The sequence below is a fragment of the Rhodospirillales bacterium genome (assembly GCA_018666775.1).
Taxonomy (GTDB): domain Bacteria; phylum Pseudomonadota; class Alphaproteobacteria; order SMXQ01; family SMXQ01; genus JABIXC01.
The window spans coordinates 90,100-114,798 of the sequence record JABIXC010000011.1; the positions used below are offsets into that span (position 1 = coordinate 90,100).

General features: G+C 50.7%; 18 protein-coding genes. 8 read left to right on the forward strand and 10 right to left on the reverse strand.

What is annotated here, in order from left to right; all coding sequences use genetic code 11:
• Window positions 1-2: 2 nt before the first annotated feature.
• The 6 genes from HOJ08_06885 to HOJ08_06910 all read left to right on the forward strand — a co-directional run bounded on the left by HOJ08_06885 (window position 3) and on the right by HOJ08_06910 (window position 11,107).
• Window positions 3-821, forward strand: a complete 819-nt coding sequence (locus HOJ08_06885) for a glutathione S-transferase family protein (GenBank protein ID MBT5673156.1) — start codon at window positions 3-5, stop codon at window positions 819-821.
• 250 nt (window positions 822-1,071) lie between these two features.
• Complete coding sequence (locus HOJ08_06890; protein ID MBT5673157.1) at window positions 1,072-3,411, forward strand: PAS domain S-box protein; 2,340 nt, start codon at window positions 1,072-1,074, stop codon at window positions 3,409-3,411.
• Between the two features lie 127 nt (window positions 3,412-3,538).
• Complete coding sequence (locus HOJ08_06895; GenBank protein ID MBT5673158.1) at window positions 3,539-6,211, forward strand: PAS domain S-box protein; 2,673 nt, start codon at window positions 3,539-3,541, stop codon at window positions 6,209-6,211.
• Entirely contained in the window at window positions 6,212-7,231 is a 1,020-nt protein-coding gene (locus tag HOJ08_06900; GenBank protein ID MBT5673159.1) for an ABC transporter substrate-binding protein, read from the forward strand.
• A gap of 39 nt (window positions 7,232-7,270) precedes the next feature.
• The gene (locus HOJ08_06905) at window positions 7,271-9,949 is read left to right on the forward strand and encodes a response regulator (GenBank protein MBT5673160.1); all 2,679 of its coding nucleotides are present in this window, start codon (window positions 7,271-7,273) and stop codon (window positions 9,947-9,949) included.
• Window positions 9,950-10,039: 90 nt separating this feature from the next.
• The gene (locus tag HOJ08_06910) at window positions 10,040-11,107 is read left to right on the forward strand and encodes a TauD/TfdA family dioxygenase (GenBank protein MBT5673161.1); all 1,068 of its coding nucleotides are present in this window, start codon (window positions 10,040-10,042) and stop codon (window positions 11,105-11,107) included.
• Here HOJ08_06910 and HOJ08_06915 read toward each other — a convergent pair.
• The 6 genes from HOJ08_06915 to HOJ08_06940 all read right to left on the reverse strand — a co-directional run bounded on the left by HOJ08_06915 (window position 11,104) and on the right by HOJ08_06940 (window position 15,841).
• Entirely contained in the window at window positions 11,104-11,448 is a 345-nt protein-coding gene (locus HOJ08_06915; protein MBT5673162.1) for a RidA family protein, read from the reverse strand. The two genes, HOJ08_06910 and HOJ08_06915, sit on opposite strands and share 4 nt — an antisense overlap.
• A 20-nt stretch (window positions 11,449-11,468) precedes the next feature.
• Window positions 11,469-12,254, reverse strand: coding sequence for a class II aldolase/adducin family protein (locus HOJ08_06920; protein ID MBT5673163.1), 786 nt, complete (start codon window positions 12,252-12,254; stop codon window positions 11,469-11,471).
• 29 nt (window positions 12,255-12,283) lie between these two features.
• Window positions 12,284-12,985: a class II aldolase/adducin family protein gene (locus HOJ08_06925; protein MBT5673164.1), complete on the reverse strand. Its 702-nt coding sequence runs from the start codon at window positions 12,983-12,985 to the stop codon at window positions 12,284-12,286.
• A gap of 70 nt (window positions 12,986-13,055) precedes the next feature.
• Entirely contained in the window at window positions 13,056-14,321 is a 1,266-nt protein-coding gene (locus HOJ08_06930) for a Rieske 2Fe-2S domain-containing protein (protein MBT5673165.1), read from the reverse strand.
• Window positions 14,322-14,543: 222 nt separating this feature from the next.
• Window positions 14,544-15,224 carry a hypothetical protein gene (locus HOJ08_06935; GenBank protein MBT5673166.1) on the reverse strand — a complete coding sequence of 227 codons (681 nt, stop codon included), beginning with the start codon at window positions 15,222-15,224 and terminating at the stop codon, window positions 14,544-14,546.
• A gap of 38 nt (window positions 15,225-15,262) precedes the next feature.
• Window positions 15,263-15,841, reverse strand: a complete 579-nt coding sequence (locus HOJ08_06940) for a hypothetical protein (protein MBT5673167.1) — start codon at window positions 15,839-15,841, stop codon at window positions 15,263-15,265.
• A gap of 158 nt (window positions 15,842-15,999) precedes the next feature.
• Between HOJ08_06940 and HOJ08_06945 the strand changes: the two genes are divergently transcribed.
• A complete protein-coding gene (locus tag HOJ08_06945) occupies window positions 16,000-16,848 on the forward strand; it encodes a hypothetical protein (protein MBT5673168.1) in 849 nt (282 codons plus the stop codon).
• Between the two features lie 68 nt (window positions 16,849-16,916).
• Here the strand turns inward: HOJ08_06945 and yaaA are convergent, their stop codons facing one another.
• From yaaA to HOJ08_06965, 4 genes are all read right to left on the reverse strand, one after another.
• A complete protein-coding gene (gene yaaA / locus HOJ08_06950) occupies window positions 16,917-17,702 on the reverse strand; it encodes a peroxide stress protein YaaA (GenBank protein MBT5673169.1) in 786 nt (261 codons plus the stop codon).
• A gap of 563 nt (window positions 17,703-18,265) precedes the next feature.
• Complete coding sequence (locus HOJ08_06955) at window positions 18,266-19,513, reverse strand: hypothetical protein (GenBank protein ID MBT5673170.1); 1,248 nt, start codon at window positions 19,511-19,513, stop codon at window positions 18,266-18,268.
• A gap of 181 nt (window positions 19,514-19,694) precedes the next feature.
• Window positions 19,695-21,611: a tripartite tricarboxylate transporter permease gene (locus HOJ08_06960; protein MBT5673171.1), complete on the reverse strand. Its 1,917-nt coding sequence runs from the start codon at window positions 21,609-21,611 to the stop codon at window positions 19,695-19,697.
• Window positions 21,612-21,778: 167 nt separating this feature from the next.
• Window positions 21,779-23,065: a hypothetical protein gene (locus HOJ08_06965; protein MBT5673172.1), complete on the reverse strand. Its 1,287-nt coding sequence runs from the start codon at window positions 23,063-23,065 to the stop codon at window positions 21,779-21,781.
• A 206-nt stretch (window positions 23,066-23,271) separates the two neighbouring features.
• Between HOJ08_06965 and HOJ08_06970 the strand changes: the two genes are divergently transcribed.
• A complete protein-coding gene (locus HOJ08_06970) occupies window positions 23,272-24,408 on the forward strand; it encodes a mandelate racemase/muconate lactonizing enzyme family protein (GenBank protein MBT5673173.1) in 1,137 nt (378 codons plus the stop codon).
• Window positions 24,409-24,699 lie beyond the last annotated feature (291 nt).

Genomic DNA, 24,699 nt, shown 5'->3' on the forward strand with positions numbered 1-24,699 from the left:
ATATGGTTATTCGCACGACACCGGATGGAACCGTTTTGCAAGATGGGGGTGCGGACGATTGCGCCATTCAGCTCTATTACGAATGGCGATCCACTTCTACGCGGCGCGTTCGCATGGTGCTGCATGAAAAGGGCCTCGATTGGATCGGGCTGCACCTTCAAAAGGGGGTCGATGCAGAAGGCTATGCCCCCTGGTACACAGCGCTTAACCCACTGGGGGTCGTGCCCACATTGATCCACAATGGAAAAGCCGTCATCGAATCCAATGTCATCAATGAATATCTGGAAGATACCTTTCCTCAAGTGCCACTTCGCCCCGATGATCCGTTTGAAAAGGCCCGCATGCGGGTGTGGCTAATCCGGTCCGAAAACGAAGCCCATGATGCCATCAACCCCATTTCCGAAAAGGTTCGCGCGGTCCGAAAAAAGCAATTCACCAAAGAACAATTGCTGAAACAACTGCGCGCCTGCCCCCATCCGGGACGCCGCGCCTTAAAGATTGGCCGGCTGCTAGATGGCATTCCTGATTCTATCATCGAAACATCCCACCAACGCATTGCCTGGCTGTTGGCAGAAATGGAAAAATCCCTGAGCGATGGCCCATGGCTGGCCGGGTCCAGCTATTCGCTGGCCGACATTGCCATGGCCCCGTTCATGGAACGCTTCGTTGCCAATGACATTGCCGAAGTGGCAGAACTGGATACCCGATTGCCCCTCAGCGCCAATTGGTGGGAAAGGATTCAAGCAAAGCCATCCTATCAATATGTCATGGCCATGAAGAGCCCGGAAGAATCTGACCCGTTCAAGGATATGGCGATTTAGCGGGCGTTCTGGCGAACTGCTGGGCCAGTGCTTATCCCCCCGGCTCAAACCAAAATAACATGACAATCCAGCCATAATAGACGCGGCTGATTTTTCAACCACGCCCCTCCTCAAACGCCCCTGATTTCAACGTTTTTAACGCCTTCTGCCGGATATCTGAACTGGAAAACGGGCGCTAACGATTATGAAACGTTTTATGGTTAATACAGGGCCTGTGATTCCTTTAAAACCAGGGAATTAGGAGCATTTAATGGGTGGAGACCAAAACGATGCAGAAAAGGCCTTAAAGAAGGCCGAGGAGAAGGCTGCCCTTCTTGAAACCACCCTTGGCACCATGGCCCAGGGCGTGGCGGTCTACGATTCCGATTTCCGGATTATCAGTTTCAACGATCAAATTCAGAAAATACTAGATCTTCCGCCGGGTTTTTTGCGCGTAGGGCTCTCTTTAGAAGACATCATACGATACCGCACTGAACGGGGCGAATATGGTGCGCCCACAAGCGAAAAACCCATCGAAGAAATTGTTCAGGAACGATTTTCCCGTGGCAAATCCATGGATGAATTTATTGCAGAACGCACCCTTCCCAACGGCACTACCTGTGTCCACCACCGTCGCCCCATGCCAGGTGGTGGGTGTGTGGTCACCTACACCGACATCACAGACCGCAAAGCCGCCGAGCACCAGGTGGCCGAAAAATCGCACGTTCTTGAAGCCACCTTTGACAACATGGTTCAAGGCATTGCTGTATACGATAAAAATCACGTTTTGGGCGCAACCAACCCCCAATATTCCGACATTTTGGGACTACCATCAAACTTCGTCTTCGTTGGCATGGACCGCTCCGATATTCTGCGCTATCGGGCTGAATTTGGACATTATGGTGATGGTGACATTGATGCTCTGATCAATGAACAGCTGGCGACTACTGGGGAACAGGAAAGTAGTGAACGCACCCTCCCCGACGGTCGGTCCTATTTATACGAACGTGTGCCAACGCCCGATGGTGGCTATATATCAACGGTAACGGACATCACCGAGCGCAAAGCTACCGAGCATCAGGTGGCCGAAAAATCGCGCATCCTTGAAGCCACCTTTGACAATATGGCTCAGGGTATTGCCGTCTTTGATAGCGCCCATACCCTAGTGGCATTCAATGCGCAGTATGGTGAAATTCTGGGATTGCCATCAGATTATTTGCAGGTTGGCTTCAGCCGCAGGGAAATTTTGCAGTTTAGAGCGCAACAATTTCATCACGACGGACTTGATGGGGATACATTAATCGAAAAAAAGATCGCCGGTGCCATGGAACCGGAAAGCAGCGATCGTGTTCTGCCCAATGGCAATACTTATTCGTATCACCGCATCCCCACCCCCGATGGTGGCTACATCGCAACCGTGACCGATACCACGGAGCGCACAAACATGGAGCGTGAACAGCAAGAAAGTGATCGAAAATTTAGGGCCGCCTTTAACAATGCTGGCGTTGGCATCTCCATCAGAAGCAACAATGGAAAAACCCGGGAACACAACGATACCTTAAGCAAAATGCTGGGCTATACCGAAGAAGAGCTTCAATCCATTCGTCTGACAGAACTTGCCCACCCCGATGATGATCCGAATATAACGTCGCTCCGGATGCGCACACCCCAAGAAACCAATGACGGTGTCATTGAGCGCCGCTTCATCCGTAAAGATGGCCATATCATTTGGTGCATCATCACCTACAAGGTCGTATTTGATGAACAGGGCGTGCCCCTTTACACCATCGCCATGTACCAAGACATCACAGAGCGCAAGATAAACGAGGAAGGCATTCAGGCAGCAAAGGAAGAAGCCGAATTTGCAAACCGTTCCAAATCAGAATTTCTGGCCAATATGAGCCATGAACTGCGTACTCCCCTGAACGCGGTTATCGGTTTTTCCGAAGTGATCATCAAAGAAAGTTTCGGACCTATTGGTAACCAAAAATATAAGGGATATATCGAAGATATTCATTCATCGGGCCAGCATCTACTGGGTCTGATCACAGACATCCTTGACCTGTCAAAGGTCGAGGCCGGAAAAACCAAACTTCATGAAGAAGATATTGATCCGGTAGACATTGCCCGTGCATGCCTCAGCATGGTCAGAAGTCAGGCCCGAAATAATGCAATAGATTTGGTGCTGGACATTCCCGACCAGTTGCCCTGGCTGTTTGGGGACCAATTGGTGCTCAAACAAATTGTGCTGAACCTGTTAACCAACGCGATTAAATTCAGCAACGAAGGGGGCACCGTCACCCTTAAGGGGTGGAGCCAGACCAAAAGCGGCTTTGTCTTTCAGGTCATTGACACCGGCATCGGAGTCGCTTTGGAAGACATTCCGAAAATCATGCAGCCCTTTATCCAGATTGAAAGTGCCATGAGCCGAAAACATCAGGGAACCGGGCTTGGGCTTCCGCTGGTCAAACGGATGGTCGAACTTCATGGCGGCTCCATTGATATCCAAAGTGAACTGAACATCGGCACCACGGTAACGGTCCGACTTCCAGCAGAACGAATCAGGCAAAACCCAACACAATCATCCTCCAAAAAGGCACTGACGCAGTAGCGGACACTTACAAAATATTAACTATATATAAATATGCAAATAGTAATGATTCTTAACCTTTGTTACAGTGCCTGAGAAACCGTTGTTAACGGTATAAATTTAAAATTAGGTCTGGGATACCCATCCGTTGGGCGAAAAAGAACAAGGCAACAGTTTCACCTTATTCTGGCGTTATGTCGCCGGGGTCGTCATCGTGTGGTCGATCATCATTGGCGGTTCACTGGTCAGCAATATCCAGTTGCTGGACGAGCAAACCATGGCCTTGGCACGCAAAGAGGCGATTGCCAATTTCAACAAGGATCAGGGATTTCGGTTATGGGGCACAAAGCACGGGGGCGTCTATGTCCCTGTCACCGAAGAAACGCCCCCCAGCCCGTATCTAAGCCACATTCCAGAACGTGATATCGAAACACCGTTGGGTCGAAAACTGACATTGATGAACCCTGCTTATATGGTTCGCCAATTGATGGATGATCACGCCAATCTTTATGGCGTGCGGGGAAAAATAACCGGCCTGACCGTGCTGCGCCCGGGCAATGCCCCTGATGCCTGGGAAAGGATAGCCTTGGTAAAGCTGAAATCGGGCGTCAAGGAAGTCAGCGCCATATCCAAAATTGATGGGGAGACCTATTACCGATTAATGCGCCCCATGTATATGAAGCCTGGATGTGAAAAATGTCATGGCCATTTGGGATTCAAGCTTGGTGATTTTCGAGGTGGCGTCGGCGTTTCTGTCCGTCTTACACCGTATCTTGCCGCGCATGCCCAGACGATGGATGCCTTTACCACGACCCATGGTGCAATATGGATTCTGGGCTTGGCCGGAATTGGTTTTGGTGCCCGACAAATCCGGGGGCGAGTTACTGAACGCGACAGGGCCACAGCCGAGGCCCAAGCATCACAGGATCGAATGGCGAGGATGCTCGACATCGCAACCCAGGCGGTAATTTCAATCGACAAACAGCAAAATATTCACCTGTTTAACAAAGGCGCTGAACGCATCTTTGGATACACCGCTGGCGAGATCATAGGCCAATCGATCGATGTGCTTTTGCCGGAACGATTCCGCAAAGATCATTTTTCCCAAATTAAAAGGTTTTCGGAATCTGGCGAAAGCAGCCGACTGATGAATGAACGCCGCGAGGTTTATGGGCGCAAAAAGGATGGCACAGAATTCCCTGCCGAAGCATCCATCTCTGCACTGAGTGACCGTGGTGAGAACATCTTGACTGTTATCTTGAATGACATCACCGCACGTAAAAAAACGGAACAGGAAATCGCCGAAAAATCATACCAACTGGAAGCCACCTTTGAAAACATGTCTCAAGGCATTGCCGTTTATGATGCCAACAACATATTGGTCGCGTTCAATCCTCAATACGGAGAAATTGTTGGCATGCCTGAGGGATTTTTGCGCCCCGGGTTAGCCCGCGCAGATGTTATTCGTTTGAGGGCAAAACAGCGCAATTATTCAAAAGATGAAACCGAAGCTGTGGTAGAGAAAAAGATTTCCTCGTCTAAAACCATAGAAAGCAGCGAACGGACAAGCCCATTTGGCAGAGAGTATTTATACGAACGCACCCCAACACCCGATGGCGGCTATATCACCACGGTGACGGATATTGCTGAGCGACGCGAAGCGGAAAAACAGTTGCAACAATCACAGAAGATGGAAGCGGTCGGGCAATTGACCGGCGGGGTGGCCCATGATTTCAACAATCTTTTGGCCATCTGCATTGGCAACGTTGAACTGGCTTCAGAAACAGCCAAAAATGGCGGTGATGTCCAGCCCTACCTTGATACCGTTTTACGAGCCAGCGAACGAGGGGCAGCACTGACCAATCAACTGCTGGCATTTTCCCGCAAGCAAACATTGATGCCAAAGGTGATCAATGTCAGGGAACTGTTGGCCCACATGTCAGGACTGTTGCGCAGTGCCATTGGAGAGACCATTGAAATCACGATGTCCGGCGATGATGACCTCTGGTCCTGCAAAGTAGATCCGGCCCTTTTGGAAAATGCTATTCTGAACCTTGCCATCAATGCCCGCGATGCCATGAATGATGGCGGCGCGCTGACCATACAAACCACCAACACCGACCTTAAAGAGTCTGCTGTTGCCGCTGATGCCATGGTGTCACCTGGCGAATATGTGATGATCGCCATAAGCGACACCGGAACCGGCATACCGGAAGATGTGATCAACCATGTGTTTGATCCATTTTTCACCACCAAAGAGATCGGCCAGGGCAGCGGTCTCGGCCTATCCATGGTCTATGGCTTCGTCAAACAATCGGGTGGTCAGGTAACCGCCTTTAGTGAAGAAGGGTCAATTGGAACCACCATCACGCTGTATCTACCCCGCTCAGATCAGATGGAACAAACCCCGGGCCCATCAAACCAAGAGACTTCACCAAAGGCTTGTGGCGAGACTATTTTAGTGGTCGAAGATGATGCAGATGTCCGTGCGTTGTCCGTGTCACTGTTACGCAGTTATGGCTACACCGTTCTGGAGGCAGCAGATGGCAAAGCCGCCATCGGGGCGTTGGAAGCAGCCACCAATATCGACCTGTTGTTTACCGATGTTGTCTTACCCGGTGGGATGAGCGGGCCGGAAATTGCAGCAGCGGCGCGCAAACACACCCCTGAAATTGCGGTGCTCTATACATCCGGATATACCAACCTTGCCAATGTCGACCAAAGCGTCTTTGGGGAAGACATCGAGCTGCTTCAAAAACCATACCGCAAAGCAGAACTTGCACAAAAAGTGCGCCTCGTTCTTGACCAAAGGAAAGCATAAATGAATGCCAATCAATATGGAATATCGGGGCATTTCACCAAATGGGCAGTCTTGGCTTTTATATTTTTTGTTGGCACAACTTTTTACGGACACCCTGCCAGGGCAGCGGGAAAGCCTGAAAAAGTGACTGTTGCCATGTCTCTGACCCCCCTTTCGGCCCCGGTGATCATTGCAAAAAATCGGGGGTATTTTAAAAAGAATGGCCTTGATGTCACCATCAAGGATTTTGTCGGTGGGCACCGCACGATCAAGGCCATATTTCAGGGCAAGGCTGATATTGCCACATCGTCTGAGGCTGTGGTCATGTTTAACAGCTTCAAGCGCACCGATTTTGCAATCCTTTGCACCTTTGTCACCTCTGACAATGATGTGAAAATTATCGCGCGAAAAAATTCAGGCATTCGGACGGTGCAAGATTTAGTCGGCCACCGGGTCGGCACCATCACCGGGGCATCCGCCCAGTTCTTTCTTGATGAAACCCTTTTACTGGCAGGCATCGACAACGCCAAAGTCACTGTGGTCCACGTTAGTCCGGAAAAAATGGCGTCAGCACTGGCCAAAGGCGACATTGATGCCAGCGTTGTGTGGGAACCCCTGGCGTATCGGGCAAAACAAAAACTGGGAACCGCGGCCATAGAAGTGCCCCATAACAAAATATATACAGAAACGTTTAACGCGGTAATCCTGAGGGACTATGCAAAAAAGAACCCGGGGCTTTTAATAAAGTTTACCCGCGCCATGGTCCAGGCAACCCGGTTTATCCGGGACCAGCCCGAACAATCTCAACGCATTGTTGCTACACGAATCAAAAAGGATTTACCATTCATCAATGCTGTATGGCAGGATTTTAAATTCGGCATCGGCCTTCATCAATGGCTTCTGACAACATTGGAAAAAGAAGCAAGGTGGGCCATGGGACGCCAACTGATTTTAGCGAAAAAAGCCCCAAACTACCTTAATTTTTTATACCTTGATGCCCTTAAACAGGTAAGCCCAAAGACGGTAACCGTTTTTTATTAAACGGCTGATGGCACGGCTGAAACAAACAGGAAAAACTTTGTGGCCAATATCCGGATAAAGAACCTGACCCTTGCCATGATCATGGCCTTAACGCTGATCACAGGCTGGATGATCATGGGTTTGTGGTCTGCCTATCATGACCATCGTCATGCAATGGGCCATGAACGTTTCGCCTCCGCCATCGTAACCGCGGCGTTTCGACTGACCTCTTTAACCGGGGATTACATGATCTACCATCAACCTCGGGCACGGGACCAATGGCGTTCGACCCACCGATCTTTAGGGGAATTGCTACAAAATAAGGATTTTGGTCATATCGACATAAATCCAGAAATAATTCAAATTCATCACAGCCATGAAACGGCTGGGCGCCTGTTTGCGCGTCTGTCCAGGGATTCAGCTCAAAATCAGAATGGTGTTTTTTCCACGGTTCTTGAAAAAAGATTATTCGACACCCTGCTGACCGTGAATCAGGAAATGGTTTCCAACGCATCCCTTGTTGAAACCCGAAACCGACAAACCATCGAGGGTGCAAACGACCGAATAAAAAAACTGGTCATGGGCATCCTTTTGGTTTTTGGGGCCATCATTGCTGTCATCTCACTCATCTTGATGCGACGCGTTGTCTCGCCGCTTCGAACCCTTGTCAATGGCATTGAATATTTTGGGGGGGGTGAATTAGACCATCGCCTGAAAATCCTGCGCCACGATGAAATTGGAGACGTGGCTACCGCCTTCAATTCAATGGCAGACCGTCTTCAGGAAAGTCTGGTTTCCCGGGATGAAATGGCCAAAGAAGTGATCGAGCGCAAACGCGCCCAACAGCAAATGGCAGAAAAATCAACCCTGCTTGAATCCACAATTAATTCAATGGCCCAAGGCTGCATCGTTTACGATTCAAGTTTGAGGGTGGCTGCCTTCAATGCCCAATATGAAGAGATGTTTGATTTCCCCCCGGGTTTTCTACACCCGGGCTTGCATTTGGAAGATATCATCCGGCACCGTCGTTCACGCCCTGTTGAAAGATCTGGAAACATTGAAATTGAAATAAAACAACGCCTGGAACGGGTCACCAAAAGAGGTGAACGCAACGAAGAGCGCAATCTTCCCAATGGGACAACCTATATTTATCACCGCATGCCCATGGCAGACGGTGGCTTTATCACAACCTACACCGATATCACCGAGCGCAAAAAGGCGGCCCGACACGCGCTTGAGCAATCCCTTATCCTCCGGACAACCTTTGAAAATATGGATCAAGGCATTTCGGTTTATGATGCCCAACACACGTTATTGGCAGCCAATGCCCTGCATGGTGAAATTTTAGGTCTGCCTCCAGGCTTCGTTAAAATCGGGATGAACCGTTCAGATATCATTCGCCACCGGGCAGAACAGGGCCATTACGGTGAATGCGATATCGAAGCTGTGATTGCCGAAAAAATGGCTATGGCCAACAAAGGTGCCTCCGGCGAACACATGTCTCCCAATGGTCGGTTCTATGCCCATGAACATATTCCCACCCCCGATGGCGGCTATATATCAACGGCACGCGACATTACCGACCGACGTCTGGCAGAAAAGAAATTACAACAGGCCCAGAAAATGGAAGCTGTTGGACAGTTGACCGGAGGGATTGCCCATGACTTTAACAATCTCTTGGCCATCAGCATGGGAAACCTTGAACTGGCCAAGGCAGACGCCCAACACAGTGGCCACATAGAACCATTTCTTGGAACTGCCATCCATGCCAATGAACGCGGGGCCGAACTTACCAATCAATTGCTCGCGTTTTCACGTCAACAGACGCTGATGCCAAAGATCATTAATGCTGGCACCCTGCTGAATGACATGACCAGTCTGTTGCGCAGTTCATTGGGAGAAACCATCAAGATAGAATTCACCCAAGAGGAAAGCCTCTGGCTCTGCAAAGTTGACCCCCATCAGTTGGAAAGTGCCATTCTAAACCTTGCCATCAATGCCCGCGATGCCATGCCCGATGGTGGCGTGCTCACCATACAAACCACCAACTGCCAAGACATCAGAGACGATGAGGCAACCGGAGCAGTATCCGGTGATTATGTCATGGTCAGCGTCACCGATACCGGGTGCGGCATGTCACAACATTCGATCGACCATGCTTTCGATCCATTTTTCACCACCAAAAAGGTGGGTGAAGGTAGCGGTCTTGGCCTTTCTATGGTCTATGGCTTCGTCACACAATCAGGGGGCCATGTCACCGTTGACAGCGCCGCCGGGAAAGGAACAACCGTCAAGCTCTTCCTACCCCGTTCCACATCAGCAGAATATAAAACCAGCAAAGGGCATGATGAAGAAATTCCACGGGCCTTGGGCGAGACCATTTTGGTGGTCGAGGATGACCCTGACCTCCGCACCCTGTCAGAGACGTTGCTAACCGGCCTTGGCTACACTGTATTCGGAGCCGAGGACGGAAAAAGCGCCATTGAGCTGTTTGAGAAAATGTCCAAGATTGATCTTTTGTTTACGGATGTGGTCTTGCCCGGTGGAACCAACGGGCCGGAAATAGCCGCCGAAATCAAGAAGCGCAAACCCACGATCAAGGTGCTCTACACTTCGGGATACACCGATTTAGCAAATATCGATCAAAGCACATTCAAGGAAGGGGTTGATCTGTTGCAAAAACCCTACCGCAAGGCAGCACTTGCCAAAATGGTGCGCCAAGTCCTGGAACAGGCATAATCATAGGTTTTGGCGTGATCGGGTGAACGTGTTATATCTGTCCACTATACTTGCTAACCCATCTCCACACACCACCCGGGGAACCATCCGATGACCTTCAAGCCCAGCCCACGCAATCGTCAAGCCGCCAAGGCCATGGAACCGGCGATTGATCCCGCTGGCTGGACCGCAGAAGACCTTGGGGCCAATGATGACTGGGTTTATGAACTCTCTGATGTAGAAATCAATGAGGTGCGCGAAGCGGTCTCGGCCGTGGAACGCCGGGGCATGGATATTCTTGACATCAGGGCCGAAGATTTCCCCCTTCCCCATTTTGACAAGGGATTGGCTGAACTGCGCGATGAACTGCATGAGGGCCGGGGGTTTAACCTGATCCGTGGCATTCCCATTGCCGACTTCACCAAAGCCCAGGCCGGGATCGCATTTTGGGGTATTGGCACCCGGTTCGGCCGCATGCTGTCGCAAAATGCAAAGGGGCATATGCTGGGACATGTAAAAGATTTTGGGGCCGATTATGAAAAAATCAACATCCGGGGCTATCAAACCAGCGCTGAAATGAATTTCCACAGTGACCAATGTGATTATGTCGCCCTGATGTGCATTCACCCGGCGAAACAAGGCGGTGCAAGCCGCATCGCAAGCTCGGTGACGCTTTATAATGAAATGCTAAAAACCCACCCCGAACTGGTGAAGGAACTGGTCGAGGAATTTTATCTTACCAAACATGGTGAAACCCGGCCCGGCGAAGCGCCTTGGTACAAGACACCGGTATTCTCTTTTCAGGACGGGTATCTTACGGTTCGCGGGATCGGAATACGCATCACAAAGGCTCAAGGCTTGCCCGGTGTGCCGCCTTTCACAGAAGCACAAAAAGCCGCCATCAAGCTATTCCGCGAAACGGCAAGAAAAATTTATTTCGATATGGATTTCCGCCCCGGCGACATCCAGATTGTGCACAACCATGTGATGTTGCACACCCGGACAGCCTTTGAAGACTGGCCGGAACCGGAACGCAAACGCCACCTGATGCGTTTGTGGATCACGCCCGAAGAAGGCGATGGCCGCCCGGTGATCCCCGGGTATCGCGAAAACTTTCAAGACATCGGGGTTGAGGGGACAGTGCAGTCCGCCCCGGTGGACGATCTGGAACCTGTCTAGCGCGCAGCCGTAACCATGATCTCAACCAACGTGCCAGGCGTCAGGGTAACCCCAACGGCGACACGGGTTGGCAAATGATCCCGGTCAACCCACGCCATCCAGGCATCATTCATTTCTGCTTTGCGGCTGATATCTGCCAGATAGACGGTCGCACTTAATATCCGTGATTTATCACTGCCCGCATCAGCGAGCACCCCGTCAATTCGGGCCAGAACCTGTTCGGTTTGTTCCTTCATGGGTAAGGTTTTATCATTGGCAACCATGCCAGAGAGAAAAATCAAATCGCCATGAATTGTGGCGCGGCAATTCCATTCACCCGGTTGAATTCTTTCAATATCCATAAGCCAGCTTCTCCCTGAATTTAAAGCTTGAACGATGGGTCAAGCCGTTCGGCAAGACGCAGATACGCCAACCAATCGGCTTGTCCCAAAGGCCTTTTGGCGGCACGTTTTTGGAACTGTGCATAGGTATGTTCGCAAACTTCTTTGGAAATATGGCGAATTTCTGCCCCCGTGGACATCAACTTGACCTGAACTTGGCAGGCTTCCACCAGACGCTGCATGTAGTAAAACCCTTCATAAATGCTGGTCCCAACGCTCAACAGTCCGTGGTTCCACATGATCATGCAGGTTTTTTCGCCCAATTCGTTGGCAATGCGCGGGCCTTCCAGCGCCTCCTCTGCCAATCCTTCGAATTCGTGATAGCCGACCTTGCCGTACAGCGCCACAGATTCCTGATTGGTATAAATCAACCCGTTTTGCATGGCAGACACCACCACCCCATCGGCTTCGTGCAGATGGAAGGAACAGTGAAGATGCGGGTTTGCTTTTAAAATGGCGCCATGAAAGCTCAACCCTGCAGGGCCCGGTGGCATTTCAGATTCTGTGTAAACATTGCCTTCAAAATCAACTTTGAGAAAATCCGATGCCGTAATTTCGCTCCACATCAACCCAACAGGGTTCATCAGAAACTTTTCAGGCTCGTCTGGCACCCGGGCCGTCAGGTGGTTGCGAATTGAATTGTTCCAGCCAAAATTCTGGGCGACCCGGCACCCGGCAGCCAATGCAACGCGGGTTTCCCACTCTGCTTCACTGACTTGGCCGCGCAAAGAATTGCGTGGGCGGTCTTCGTTTTGTATTTCTGCCATCGTGTTCCCCTCCATGAAAAAATTTTGCTTTAAAGCTTTCTACGTTCCGGTAGCCGTTCCACAAAATGGTTCCAGGCTTTGTCTTGAGATCGCTGTTTCAAAATTTGCGGTGTAATTTTTTCTGATTCTTCCAGGCTCAAATAATTGACCTGCCCCATCTGTCTGGCCACCAGATTGGTCCAGCATGCCTCTTCCAGAAAAATGGTCAGGATCAATGCTTCGTGGAGATCCTTGCCGACAACAATCACCCCATGGCCCTGTTGAAGAATGGCCCTGTTGCCCTTCAGCTGCGCAGCCATATCCCGGGCACGGCTTTCTGATTTGGTCTGTCCGGGAACCGTATAGCGGGCAATTTTTCCATGAAACGGGGCACCATAATGATGGGCCGGCACAAATTCCTCTGAAGTGGCGCTAAAGGCGGTGACATGGGGTGGATGGCAATGGATGATGGCGCCCACGTCCGGGCAAACCTCATAAATCGCCGGATGGGCTTTCCAATTGGGGGAACCCTCCTTGATCACACTGGTCACCAGATTGTCCGTGGTCACCAGATTTGGGCTGGTGACGGGAATTGCCATCATTTTTTCATCATCCAACCGGACACTGACATTAAATGCCTGCTGCGCGACCCCAACATGTTCCAAAATGCGGCACGCATGGACGAAATCACGTTTCAAATCATCAAAATCGATTTCCAACGGCGGCGAAATAAATTCAATAGTATCAGACATATCAGCTGCCCTTTTGTTGTTAAATGCACCCCACTAAACGGGCAAGCATGTGCTGTATTTTATACCAAACTTATTCTGCCGCCGTTTGTTCGCCTAGAACCCGCTTGCAGAAACTGGGACCATCTTCATGCTCTTCGATGTGGATTGATGTGCAAATGAAATCAGAAAAATTTGTGTTTTTCGGATCGCGTATCTGGCCCGGGGCGGCGTCCCCTGCCTCCATCGCTTCGATTGCACTTAACAGCCGTCTGGTAACAGCCGCAATCACGATGTCGGTCGACCCAAGATGCTCTGTTGTGCGATCCCTGGTCTCACCCTGGGTCTCAATGGCAAAGGCATCTTGTGCCGGGAAATAATCCCCCATCCCCGTAAAACTCTCATCGCGTTTCTGCACATCTCTGTCTTGGAGATAGCGATTTTCTGGCCGTCGCACATGTCGGTTGTCCTGGGCGACGTTGTCTGCGCGAAAATCCCCCAAGACCTTCTTGTCCAATGGTTCTGAGCGCCGATAGAAAAATTCAAAGCCGGTATGGCTGTAATCATCTATGGGCACATACCAGCGTCCCTGATACCCGGCCTCACCCGTAGACGTGGACGGGGTGGCCCCACAGGGATAAACGTAATTGTTAACACGCAAATATCTGCGGCCATCATCAGACCTGTGTAGCGCATAAATGCGCGTGCCATAACTGGCATCTTCGGTGCTGATATCCGGTGGTGCAGTCCCCCTGAGGGCGCGGATATCATTGCCAGACCGAATGCTGCGCGACCCAGGGGGTTTGCGGTGCAAATACGTTGTGTGCACCGGGTCAAGGACACTTTCCAGACCCTGCAGCCAGTTGCAATTCTGGATCACACGATACGCAAGACGGTTTGGCTCTGGCGCCATCAGGAATTCGAAATCGGGAATCAACGGCGGCTCACCTTCGCCCATATAGGTCCAGATGGCCCCGCCTTTTTCCTGCACCGGATACGCCGGGTGCTTGATTTTATCGCAGAATTTTCGGCCCGGGGGCTCCGCCGGTTGATCAATGCAATTGCCGTTTTTATCAAACAACCAACCATGGTAGAGGCAACGAATGCCGCCGTCTTCGACCCGGCCATAGGAAAGGTCTGTGCCCCGGTGCGGGCAATGTTTGCCGATCAGGCCCAGTTCATCGTTGGGATCACGGAATAACACCAGATCTTCACTCATGATGCGGATGGGAATTGGATCGCCCCCGATGGGCATTTCTTCCGATGCCGCAATGGGCTGCCAATAAGACCGCAGAAACCGGCCACCCGGGGTTCCGGGGCCAGTTTGGGTGAGTAAATCGCTTTTTTCTTTCGACAACATAGTGACACTCCCCTGATTTTTATTTCAGCTATTGGCTCCGCCGAATTATCATTAGAGGACATAGTAATCGGTTGGGCCAAAGAGTCCAAGCATCCATGGCGAGGCCTTTAAACCTGCGGCTCACTGTTTAAGAGGCTCATGAGGTGCGAGGGATCAGGGACTTGGGTGGAAACTTTAGGGCAAACTATGGAAAAACCTGTTGGAAAATCCAGAGGTTATGTCTCAGTGGGGCTGGGGAGTTGTGCGAAAGAACTCCGCATGGGCACCTGTTTCGTCGATCGAATAGAGGGGTTGAAAACCACGCTCAAAGTCATTCAAAGACAATACCCACTTCGACCGGTTATCCAGCACATATTCACGATTTGATTTTGTGGTGGCCAGAAGCACGGCATGGGCGACTTTTTGGCCCCTCACGGTGACATAGCCAATCAGAATGCGCAGCTTACTTGCCGGCCAACCATCAATGTGGAGCGCCGCCGCCTTTGCCAATGCAAAATCTTCGCAATCGCCCCCTTCCTTGATCGTCGTTGCCAGCGGCTCCCAGTAATCCCTACGGTGCCAATGATCCCAATCGCTGCGATAGACAACTGTGCGGTTAACGGTCCAGTTTATCAATTCAAGGAGATCGACCTCGGACTTCGCATCCTTTTTTTCCTGCAAAACTTCCCTATACCAGTTAACGACGACGCTGTCCTTTGCATCGAGTGCTTTTTGAAGCTGTCCGCTCGACACACGCGCCCAATTCTGCATCCGCTTTGTAATCTGGGGCATTGAGACATGAATCGTAGAATAATGGGGCTGCTCTGCTGCAAAAACAGAAGACGGCGCATGAAATGCGAAAATGCAAAATACCGGTATCAGAAAATTTCGCCTGATCGCATGCCACAACTTTATCGAAATCATTTCACGCCCCCCAAAAAAACCTGTCAGGCACCCTCATCCTACTGCTGTGGTGCAGCCTTCGTCATAGCGGGTGCGCTGCCATCGGTGGCAATCGTTTCGGTTATGGCCGTCTTGTTATCAGTTTTCAGCTCATCACCGACGGTGACTTTGGTGTTGCCGGCTTCCACGGCCCATACCTTGGTTACAGAATCCAGGGTTTTCATATAGAGCGTCGTCGCCTCACCCTTGTTGAGCTTGAAATTCATGGAGAATTCACACGCCCGGTAAAACAGTTCGCGCGACATCAGAACGGCCGGGGTACGGCCCGACATTTCCAGCTCGCTGCTGCTTTCTTCTTCGCCCGCCTTTTCATTACCACCAAATGAAATTGAAAGCCCAACCGAGCCCGATTCGGCTTGGTCAAATGCGGCGTCGGGCGGCGGTTGAGAACAGGTGATCGATCGGGTGCCATCATTACGGACGAAAACATGGGACAGGCCCGCCGTAGATGAAATAGCGGTATTCTCCTTCACATCCGTAACGATGGGTGTCGGCGAATACAATTTCGCACAGGATGCAAGCAACAGTGCCGCTACCATCACGCCTGCGCTGGCCCCAAGCTTTCTAATACAATTCATTCGCCCCTCCCCCTTAATCTTTTACAACGCTCTACCACAACACCTTCACCGGAAGCTGGCGAATTTGCAGCATTCACGCTTATTGTCATTAGAGAAAGATTACTAGAGAGTGATCGCAATAACAACGTCTCATAAAATCAGGGAACAGGGGTGCAACCATGCCAAACCGATCGCTCACGCGCATTGCAGTTTTATTTTGTGGGTTTGTATTTTTTTCGACTGCCCCCTTCCCGTCCTGCGCGGCTTCCAAAGGGGTTAGCTTTGATGAATACAAGGGGACGAACCTTAGATACTGCAAGAAGCTGGGCATCAAGCACATAAAAAGGGTCAAGAAATGTATCGGGCCTGGCAAGATCGGTGCCGGTGTAAAAGGCAAGGCAAGCATCATCACGTATCTCCATGGAAAGACGGGAGAGGTGGGGGCCACGCTTGAAGCCAAGCAAGTCATAAAAATAAATTTCTTCGGCAAAAAAGTTAAATTTGGCCTTTCCTGTCAATTAAGCAAAGGCGGCAAGTCGGAGTGGAAAAAGCTTTTCGGATACAGTTTTTCGACGCCATCGGTTCCCGCCATCAGTTCCAACACTATCTTGGCGGCGATCGTGTCCCGGGGTGCGGCCGCTGCGGCGGGCAAGGGGGCAGCAGCAAACGTTTCCAAATCTGGCGATATGCAGTCCACGGCAAGCGGCTTTGCGGGAACCGCAACGGGCAAGGAAATCAAGGGCCTGATGAAGGCATCGGGATGTTCACTGGTTCCCAACGTCAACATATTCAAGGGAATCAAAAGCATCTCTCTGTTAAAGGCAGGCGTTGAGTTTTCGGTTAAAGTCTACGACTGGAAAGTGAACCCAAAAAAGAAAACCGCCTCCGCCCGGCTGAAAATCTCTGCCCGGGCCATTGCCAAGGTCGGCGGCGCAAAATTCAAGATCGCCAAAAAGAAATTCCATCTTCCCGGAAAAAAATTCAAACAAAAAATCGGCGATATCGTCAAATTGAAAATATCAAACTAACCGATAACGCCGGCAACATTCATCAGTGGAAATGGCCGGGATATCAGCCAAAGCCCAATCCAGCGCGCTTAGCCCTTTTTAGGCGGTTGCGGCCGGGAAAAGACGAGCGCATTGTCTGTTGAAGCGCTCGCATCAAAGGTATAGCCATCGGCATTAAAATCTTTCAAGCCATCCGCCCGATCCACACGGTTTTCCATGATCCAGCGTGCCATGGCACCGCGGGCACGTTTGACGTAATGCATGAGGGCGCGAGCCTTACCATCCTTCACGTTCAGGAACTTTGCAACAATCACCCTCTGTCCAAGCACTTTTGCATCCACGGCCTTGAAATATTCGTTTGAAGCAAGATTAACCACGCTTGTATCGCCATGATCGGCAAGATCCTCATTCAATTGATCGGCAATACGTGTGCCCCAGAAATCATAGAGGGATTTTCCGCGACCATTGGTCAATTTGCTCCCCATCTCAAGGCGATACGGCTGGATCGCATCCATGGGGCGCAAAACACCATAAAGGCCTGAGAGGATGCGCAAATGATCCTGCGCATAAGAGAGCGTGTCCTCAGAAAGGCTATCAGCCTCCAGCCCCCAATAGACATCGCCATCAAAGGCAAGCCCGGCAGGCTTGGCGGTATTGCTCCTGTTATCGAGATTGAAGGCCTGAAACCGTTCGAAATTCATGGCCGCAAGATTATCGCTAATATGCATCAGACGTTTCAGGTCATCCGCTGTCTGGGTTTTAGCGACGGCCGCAAGCGCCTTCGTATCGTCGCGAAGGCGCGGCTGTGTGACAGGAGCGCCCAAATCGGCAGGCGCCATGTTCAATTTTTTTGCAGGGGAGAGTAGCGTCAGCATAATCAATCCTTTCCTCCTAACATCAACCCGGACAATCCAGATTCGTATGCGTGGGACGGTGACCACAAGAACCTAAGCCCTTGCGTCAATAATTCAAGTCGCTTGATCCTGAATTAGAAAATATACAGACGCGATGCCGTCAAGGTGTGGGCACATCCCCCCCGTGAAATGAACAATGGCCCAGAGGATAAACCCCTAAGTCATTGAAAAATATGGTGGGCGATGACGGGTTTGAACCTGCGACCCGCTGATTGGGTGGCTGGGGTTTCGGGCGGCGCTTTGCTCAGCACCCTTTGAATTTCTTGAGGGAACATTGAAGGGCCATGACTTCTGCTTTAGAGATATCGGCACGGGGCATCCGCGTGGCGACGGTCCTGTTATCCCCACTCTACCCACTGCATCCATTCTTTGCCGCCGTACTGGTGCCTTTTATCATGGGATTTGTCGCCGATGCCGTGGGCATCAAAAACAGCTTCTACGTCTGTGGGGGCTTCTTGATCTTATGTTGCATCATCGTCGCCCTATTCATCCGCCGCATCCCCGGTTTTAAAACCTGCTCGCCCTTATTTCTGGAGATACCGCGATACGGCCAGATAATGATAAATCAGCCGTTTGTCCGTCACATTATGAGCGCACATTTGATAGTTCATGGAACCATGGGCTCTGTATTTTGTGGCCTCACACCCATTCCGTTTAAAGCCTTTGGCCGCAGACCCCCCACCATATTCATCATCCAAGCCAAAGGCGTGGCCGACCTCGTGCCAATAGGTGTTATCGGTTGTCATGGTTGAGAAATTGTTGAACTGGACCGGGTTGGATTTATACATTTGATTAAATTTATATGGCAAAAACTTGGTGGCAAAGCGCACCGTTAGGTGATCGTTTTTCTTAAAAAGCTTTAGAGCGGGTGAGCCTTTAAACTCACCTTCATTGTGCCCCTTCATCAACAATTTTAGCCTGAAAATTTCGTTCCCCAAATCGTCAGAAATATTCCAATAAGCCTCTGCGGTTCGAACGAAATTATCAAGCACCCAAACCTTGGGCTTTACCTTCACAATCTGCTTCTTGATTGGATCCAACCAAAAAAGATCCATATCCGACGACACGCGGCAACCCGACTTTGGGTTTCCCTTTTTGGTGTATTGATATTCAATTTTCCCTGAACTGATAAATTTATTCTGCGGATCCCGGGTATATAGCCCCTTGCCTGCATATTTCCCTTCAAACCCCGGGAAATAGATTGATGTTTTACACACCTTCAACCAAAGCGGTGTTGCGGGGGAATTGAGCGTGTAAACACCCGCCCCCCCCGGAACCGGGGTGACTTCAGATCTGGTATAAAGTTTCCATGCATGGGCTGCGTTAAAATCCACCCGGTTTTTAACAAAATCATTGATAATTGGCCGATATGGAACCACCATTTCCCAAACACCATCTTTTTTGCTGATGACATAAATATATTTTTGCTGGGTGAATGCCGTTCCAAGAAAATTATATTTTCCACGGATGACCTTGGCCTTAAGCGTGCGCGATTTCAGAATAGACTTGCCCGAATTACCGCCCCGGGCAGCCGTAAATTTCGACACCTGCCCCCCCTTGCGATCCCGGAACCGATTGCACTGCACAATGACTTCGTTCCAGGTGCGATTGCCGTAAAAAAAGGGATGGGGAAATAATTTTTGAAAAAAATTCACATCATTTTTGGTCTTTGTGGTCGACTTTAAATCCCGCATGCTTTTGCAAAGACCTGCATTCGCATCGTGGGGAAATATGACGCCACACATCACAAAAAATAGAATGTAGTTTTTCATTTAACCGCTCCTTGCCTAGCTTAAAAGGGGATGGCATCGGCATACGAACCAAACATCCAATTTCAACAACTGATACAAGAGACAAGGACATGTTAGCCGATGTCTTGACCAAATGTCGCCAAAAAGGAAAAGGAATGAGTGCTGAAGTTGCCGCCTGCATCACTGCACGCGTGCAACTTCATCAAGAGAAGTAGGGAATCCCCAGCAGTTCGAACAGGGCGGGGGCTGACCAGAATATTTCCAACAAGAAATCAAAGATCACCACCACGAAGGCTTCTGCAATCACCGCCAACAACAGCGCGATGCGCCATGTGCCGCCATAGATGCGAATATAGAGCAGCGCAAATACGGCCATGGCAATATGAAATCCGATCAGAAACACGCTGGCGGCAAGACCGATAAGCCAAGCGAAATTCTCAAGGCTGCGGCGCATGGTTGTCGCCGCTTTCACACCATCAAAGGCAGGGATATCTGAGCTCGGCCCGCCGAGGACACGCAGATGAAAACTGATCTGAAGCGCGCCCAACAGAATACCAACCCCCGCAATACAATAGATTATGAGAGATGCGCGGGTTACCCATTCCGTGCTGATAGTGGCAGCGGCGGCCAACACCCCCATAACCACTAGCAAAAAGACGATATCGCCCCGTAGATGCCAACGGGTCAAATCGATCAATGGCTCGCCACCTGCGGGTTCGCCTTTGCGCATCCTCCGGATGATGGGCATCACCAAAGTCAAGACAACAAGGCAGAAGATGATCAAAACGCCCGGCTCAAGAATCCATTCCCAGCCATAGCGCGCATTAGAAAGCCACAAATAGCCTTCTAACTGTCCGCCCAAAACAACGGCCACCAGCAAGGGAGGACGCGGCCAATCAAATATCTTCATAAGATAGCCAAGGGCAGAGAATCCTAAAAAGGTAACAATATCCCACCACACAAAATGGGCAGCATAGGCCGCCGTCACACAAAGGACCAAGGTCATTGGCACAATAATGTAGAACGGCATCAAGCTCAGCTTGGCAAACTGGTTCGCAGCACCAAGGGCCAGCGCGGCCGCGATGATATTAGCAATCACCAAAACCCAGATCATGGCCATGGTGTACGGCAATTGATCTGTCAGCATGGCGGAACCCGGCGTGATACCGACCGAAATAAAGGCGACAAGCATCAACGCATAAGACGTTGAGCCCGGAATTCCGAAGGCAATGGTTGGGATTAATGCACCACCTTCTTTGGCATTATTAGAGCTTTCCGGCGCGATCACACCGCGCACGTCACCCTTGCCAAAATTTTCCGGGTTTTTCTCGGTCTGCACCGCATGGGCATAAGCAAACCAATCGGCGACAGATCCACCGAGGCCCGGCAACACACCAACCCAAACGCCAATTAGGGAACAACGGATCATCAGCCACCAATGGATAAACACATCCTTCATGCCTTGGACCAGACCAGACCCCAGCCCTTCGGTTTCGGCAATTGATGTGCGCCGCACCGCTAACGCGATCATTTCTGGCACGGCAAAAAGCCCAAGGCCCACGAGAATGAGGCTAATGCCATCAACGAGGTATTCACCTTCAAAGGCAAAGCGTTCAATGCCCGTTTTATTATCCATGCCAACGGTTGAGACCAGTACGCCAAGAATAGCCGCCATTAATCCCTTGATTGGCGCGCGGCCTGACAGCACACCGACGGCCGACAAGCCCCAAAGAACCAACATCAAAAATTCCGGCGAACGGAAGGCCAAAACCAATGGCCGCAGGATCGGCAGGCTGGCAAAAAGAACAATGGCGCCGAATATGCCACCCAAAGGTGACGCGATGAAGGCCGCCCCAAAGGCGCGTCTGGCTTCGCCCTTTTGCGCCATTGGGAAACCATCAACGATGGTCGCCTGAGAGCCCGCACTGCCCGGCACCGCGATCAACACAGACGGAAAAGTATTCGCCGTGTTCGAAACCGCCCCCATGCCCAGTAAAAGGGCGATGGCCGGATAAGGATCAAGGGTGATGGCATAGGGCAAAACAATAGTGATGAGGAGAAGCACCCCAATACCCGGAAGGGCCGCAAAGAACGAGCTGCCCAAAATGCCAATGAGCATGAGAAACATAGGCCAGGGACGTGAAATTTCACTAACGGCTATAAATAAAGCATCAAACATTTGGGCTCGCAGTTATGGCTGATGCGTCAATTGACGCATCAGCCATCATTAGAGTTCTAAAAATTTCATCTGATGTTGGCCCAATCTATCGGGCCGACATCAAAGTCTTATTTACAGTCAATCTTCATGGCCTTTTTCAAGCCTTTCGTTTTAAAGGTGCACTTCATGCCAACCTTTAAAGCCTTCCGTTTGGCTTTGCTTCCGCCAACAGAGATTTTGGTCTTTTTACCAACTTTAAGTTTTCCCTTGTTTCCAGAACCCTTCCAATAAACCTGCTTGCCACCTTTTTTGATCTTAGAAATTTTACCCTTGCGGAGATAAATTTTATTTCTAAAGGCAGCGAGGCCATATTTCACTTTAAGGGCATCGGCATAATCCAATGCCGATTCAGGTGCGCTGTGGATGACATTCACCATCGCCGCAACTTCTTCGCCCGGAATATAGAAAAGTTCCTTGCTGAACTGTTTGCGGGCAACTTTAAGGAATCCCGGATCGTTGACTGACGCTTTATAAGCCGCACGATAGAGTTTGACATATGCCTTAGGCGTGCTCGGTGCCATGGCCATCCATTTATCAACCCCTGATGAGCCCGTCATAGACTGATAACCCTGCCAGGCTTCTTTTGAAATGCCCTTTTTCTTCAGGTTTTCCGTCATTGTCGCGATATTCATATAGCTGGGGCGCCTGACAAGCTTGCCCCCCATCTGTTGCCCATCCTGTGTCAAAAGCTCCGTCACACCATCTTTTAAAAGGGTGTCGATCAGGTAGGCATTATTGGTAGCAAAGGCATCGATCTCGCCTTGGCGAATGGCTTTGTTCATTTGTCCTGAACCACGGTACCCAGGAATCCAGCGCAGGTTCCAGCCAAGGAATTCGGCGCCCCACATGGGCATCGCTTGCCAAGACCGCGTGCCACTGATGGCCGCCACAATGACCGGTTTAGCAGATTTATCCATCAACCGCTTTTTTGCATCTTTGCGGAGGAACAAGACGGAGCCCCCACGATTGACAGAGCCTAAGAAATTAAACTTCTGAGGATCATAACGGGCCGATTTACGCCGCAAGGTGCTGGGCTGAAGGACGGTGTTATCCGATTGCATAAAGGTCAACCCATCGCCCTTGACCTTGTTCATCAAGTAATTGGCAGCACGGATTTTACCGCCGCCGGTGCCCATATTCTTGACGACAATGGTGGGATTGCCGGGCAGATACTTTTTCATATACTGAGATATCAGCCGGCCAATGCGGTCTGTGCCGCCGCCGGCACCAGAAGCAACAATCAATTGAACGCGTTTGCCCTTTAAAGATATATCTGCCGAAGCAGGGGATGCAGCCAATGCCACGGCAACCGTTGCCGTTGCAAATAGTGTACGCAATGAAGTTGAATTTACCATTGTAGGCCTCCCTATTGTCCCTGAATTAATTTGGTGCTCATTAAACTCTGAACTTATCTTTCAAAAACAGTATATGCCCTGATCTCTCATAGCAAGAAATCACCGTAACCCTTTTTTCCAAACCTGCTGCAAAAAATTATTTTTGCTATAAGCTTGGACCAACCAGAATGGTCCGCCCAAGGACCCGGGCACTAATGGGGGAACAAATGAAGCATATTATCCAACGGGTTACAGCGACACCGCTGAAGGTTCAAAGCTCCATGTCATGGCTTGGCGTGGACCGCAGCCGGGTTTCAGCCATGTGTATTGTCGAGGTCGAAACTGATACTGGGTTCATCGGTCATGGTTTCACCAATCTGGCTGATGGTTCTGTGGTCGCCCAAGCGATCAAGAGCGTGGCCGCCCCTGCCATCATCGGCATGCCTGCATTGGCCACAGAACGCACGTGGCGTGCCATGTGGTGGGCGATGACTGCCGCAGCCCAAACCGGCTTTGGCGCCAACGCCACCAGTGCTGTCGATCTGGCCTTGTGGGATATCAAGGGCCAAGTGTTAGAACGCCCCGTTTGGCAATTGCTGGGCGCGTCTTATGACCGCCTCCAAGTCTATGCCACCTTGGGCATGCCCGGGTTAGAGCCTGAGCAACTGGTCGAAATGGCCAAACGTCTTAAAGAGCTGGGCTTCAAAACCATCAAGATCCAAGTCGGGCGCCCGGGCCTCGGCCAGGTCGACCGCGAAAAATCTCTTGACCTTATCATCGATGAAGATATCGCTCGCATCGCCGCCTTGCGTGAAGCCTTAGGCCCTGATTTTGGCTTGGCAATCGATGGTGCGGCCCGCTTCGACCTGCCCCATGCGGTCACCTTATCAAGGCGCGCCGCACCCTATGACATCTCTTGGTATGAAGAACCGGTACTTCAAAATGATATTGAATTAATGGCCGAACTTCGGCGCATGACCGATATCCCCTTGTCTGTGGGGCAAAATGAGGGGCAGTTGTATCGCTTTCGCGACATGCTCGTGAACAAAGCGGTAGATATGATCCAGCCCAATGTTGCGATCATTGGCGGCATCACCCAAGGCGTGAAGGCAGCCGCATTGGCCAGTGCCTTTAACATCCCCATTGCCAGTGGCGGCGGCAGTTGCCCCTTCCACAACGCCCATCTTCAGGCTGGCATCGCCAATGGCGGCAAATTGGAATATCAAACTAGCGCCACCGGCGCCTATGACCCGCTTTTTGATAATTTGCCAACAATCGAAGATGGCTGGTTGGCCCTACCCCAAACCCCCGGCTTCGGTTTCACACCGAACAAAGATGCCATGAAAGAATTCACAGTTAAATAACCCGGGTGAAATAGGCCGGGGGAATATTTTCAAAGAAAGCTCCGAAGGCCACAGCAAAACCTGCAAGCAAGTGTCGTTGGGCTCATATGCTTCCAAAAAAATAAGGGCTTAGCTGAAATACGGCTAAGCCCTTTGAAAGGAATGGTGGGCGATTGTCTAACGTCAGCGCCTATGGGACAGATTAGGGGCATTGCATAAGAGAGGGTTTCTGGCACATCGTAATGACCCGAAGGGGAATGAAGATGAAACAGAAATCGCAGACAAGACAGACGGGTGCAGCCAAGGCGATCA

What these genes read in the sequence shown, in the direction of transcription:
- HOJ08_06940 (MBT5673167.1), bottom strand. Translation starts at nt 15,841, where the DNA reads ATGAATTGTATTAGAAAGCTTGGGGCCAGCGCAGGCGTGATGGTAGCG.
- HOJ08_06910 (MBT5673161.1), top strand. Translation starts at nt 10,040, where the DNA reads ATGACCTTCAAGCCCAGCCCACGCAATCGTCAAGCCGCCAAGGCCATG.
- HOJ08_06930 (MBT5673165.1), bottom strand. Translation starts at nt 14,321, where the DNA reads ATGTTGTCGAAAGAAAAAAGCGATTTACTCACCCAAACTGGCCCCGGA.
- HOJ08_06885 (MBT5673156.1), top strand. Translation starts at nt 3, where the DNA reads ATGGTTATTCGCACGACACCGGATGGAACCGTTTTGCAAGATGGGGGT.
- HOJ08_06960 (MBT5673171.1), bottom strand. Translation starts at nt 21,611, where the DNA reads ATGCTCATTGGCATTTTGGGCAGCTCGTTCTTTGCGGCCCTTCCGGGT.
- yaaA (MBT5673169.1), bottom strand. Translation starts at nt 17,702, where the DNA reads ATGCTGACGCTACTCTCCCCTGCAAAAAAATTGAACATGGCGCCTGCC.
- HOJ08_06890 (MBT5673157.1), top strand. Translation starts at nt 1,072, where the DNA reads ATGGGTGGAGACCAAAACGATGCAGAAAAGGCCTTAAAGAAGGCCGAG.
- HOJ08_06900 (MBT5673159.1), top strand. Translation starts at nt 6,212, where the DNA reads ATGAATGCCAATCAATATGGAATATCGGGGCATTTCACCAAATGGGCA.
- HOJ08_06955 (MBT5673170.1), bottom strand. Translation starts at nt 19,513, where the DNA reads ATGAAAAACTACATTCTATTTTTTGTGATGTGTGGCGTCATATTTCCC.
- HOJ08_06925 (MBT5673164.1), bottom strand. Translation starts at nt 12,985, where the DNA reads ATGTCTGATACTATTGAATTTATTTCGCCGCCGTTGGAAATCGATTTT.
- HOJ08_06965 (MBT5673172.1), bottom strand. Translation starts at nt 23,065, where the DNA reads ATGGTAAATTCAACTTCATTGCGTACACTATTTGCAACGGCAACGGTT.
- HOJ08_06915 (MBT5673162.1), bottom strand. Translation starts at nt 11,448, where the DNA reads ATGGATATTGAAAGAATTCAACCGGGTGAATGGAATTGCCGCGCCACA.
- HOJ08_06970 (MBT5673173.1), top strand. Translation starts at nt 23,272, where the DNA reads ATGAAGCATATTATCCAACGGGTTACAGCGACACCGCTGAAGGTTCAA.
- HOJ08_06920 (MBT5673163.1), bottom strand. Translation starts at nt 12,254, where the DNA reads ATGGCAGAAATACAAAACGAAGACCGCCCACGCAATTCTTTGCGCGGC.
- HOJ08_06945 (MBT5673168.1), top strand. Translation starts at nt 16,000, where the DNA reads ATGCCAAACCGATCGCTCACGCGCATTGCAGTTTTATTTTGTGGGTTT.
- HOJ08_06935 (MBT5673166.1), bottom strand. Translation starts at nt 15,224, where the DNA reads ATGATTTCGATAAAGTTGTGGCATGCGATCAGGCGAAATTTTCTGATA.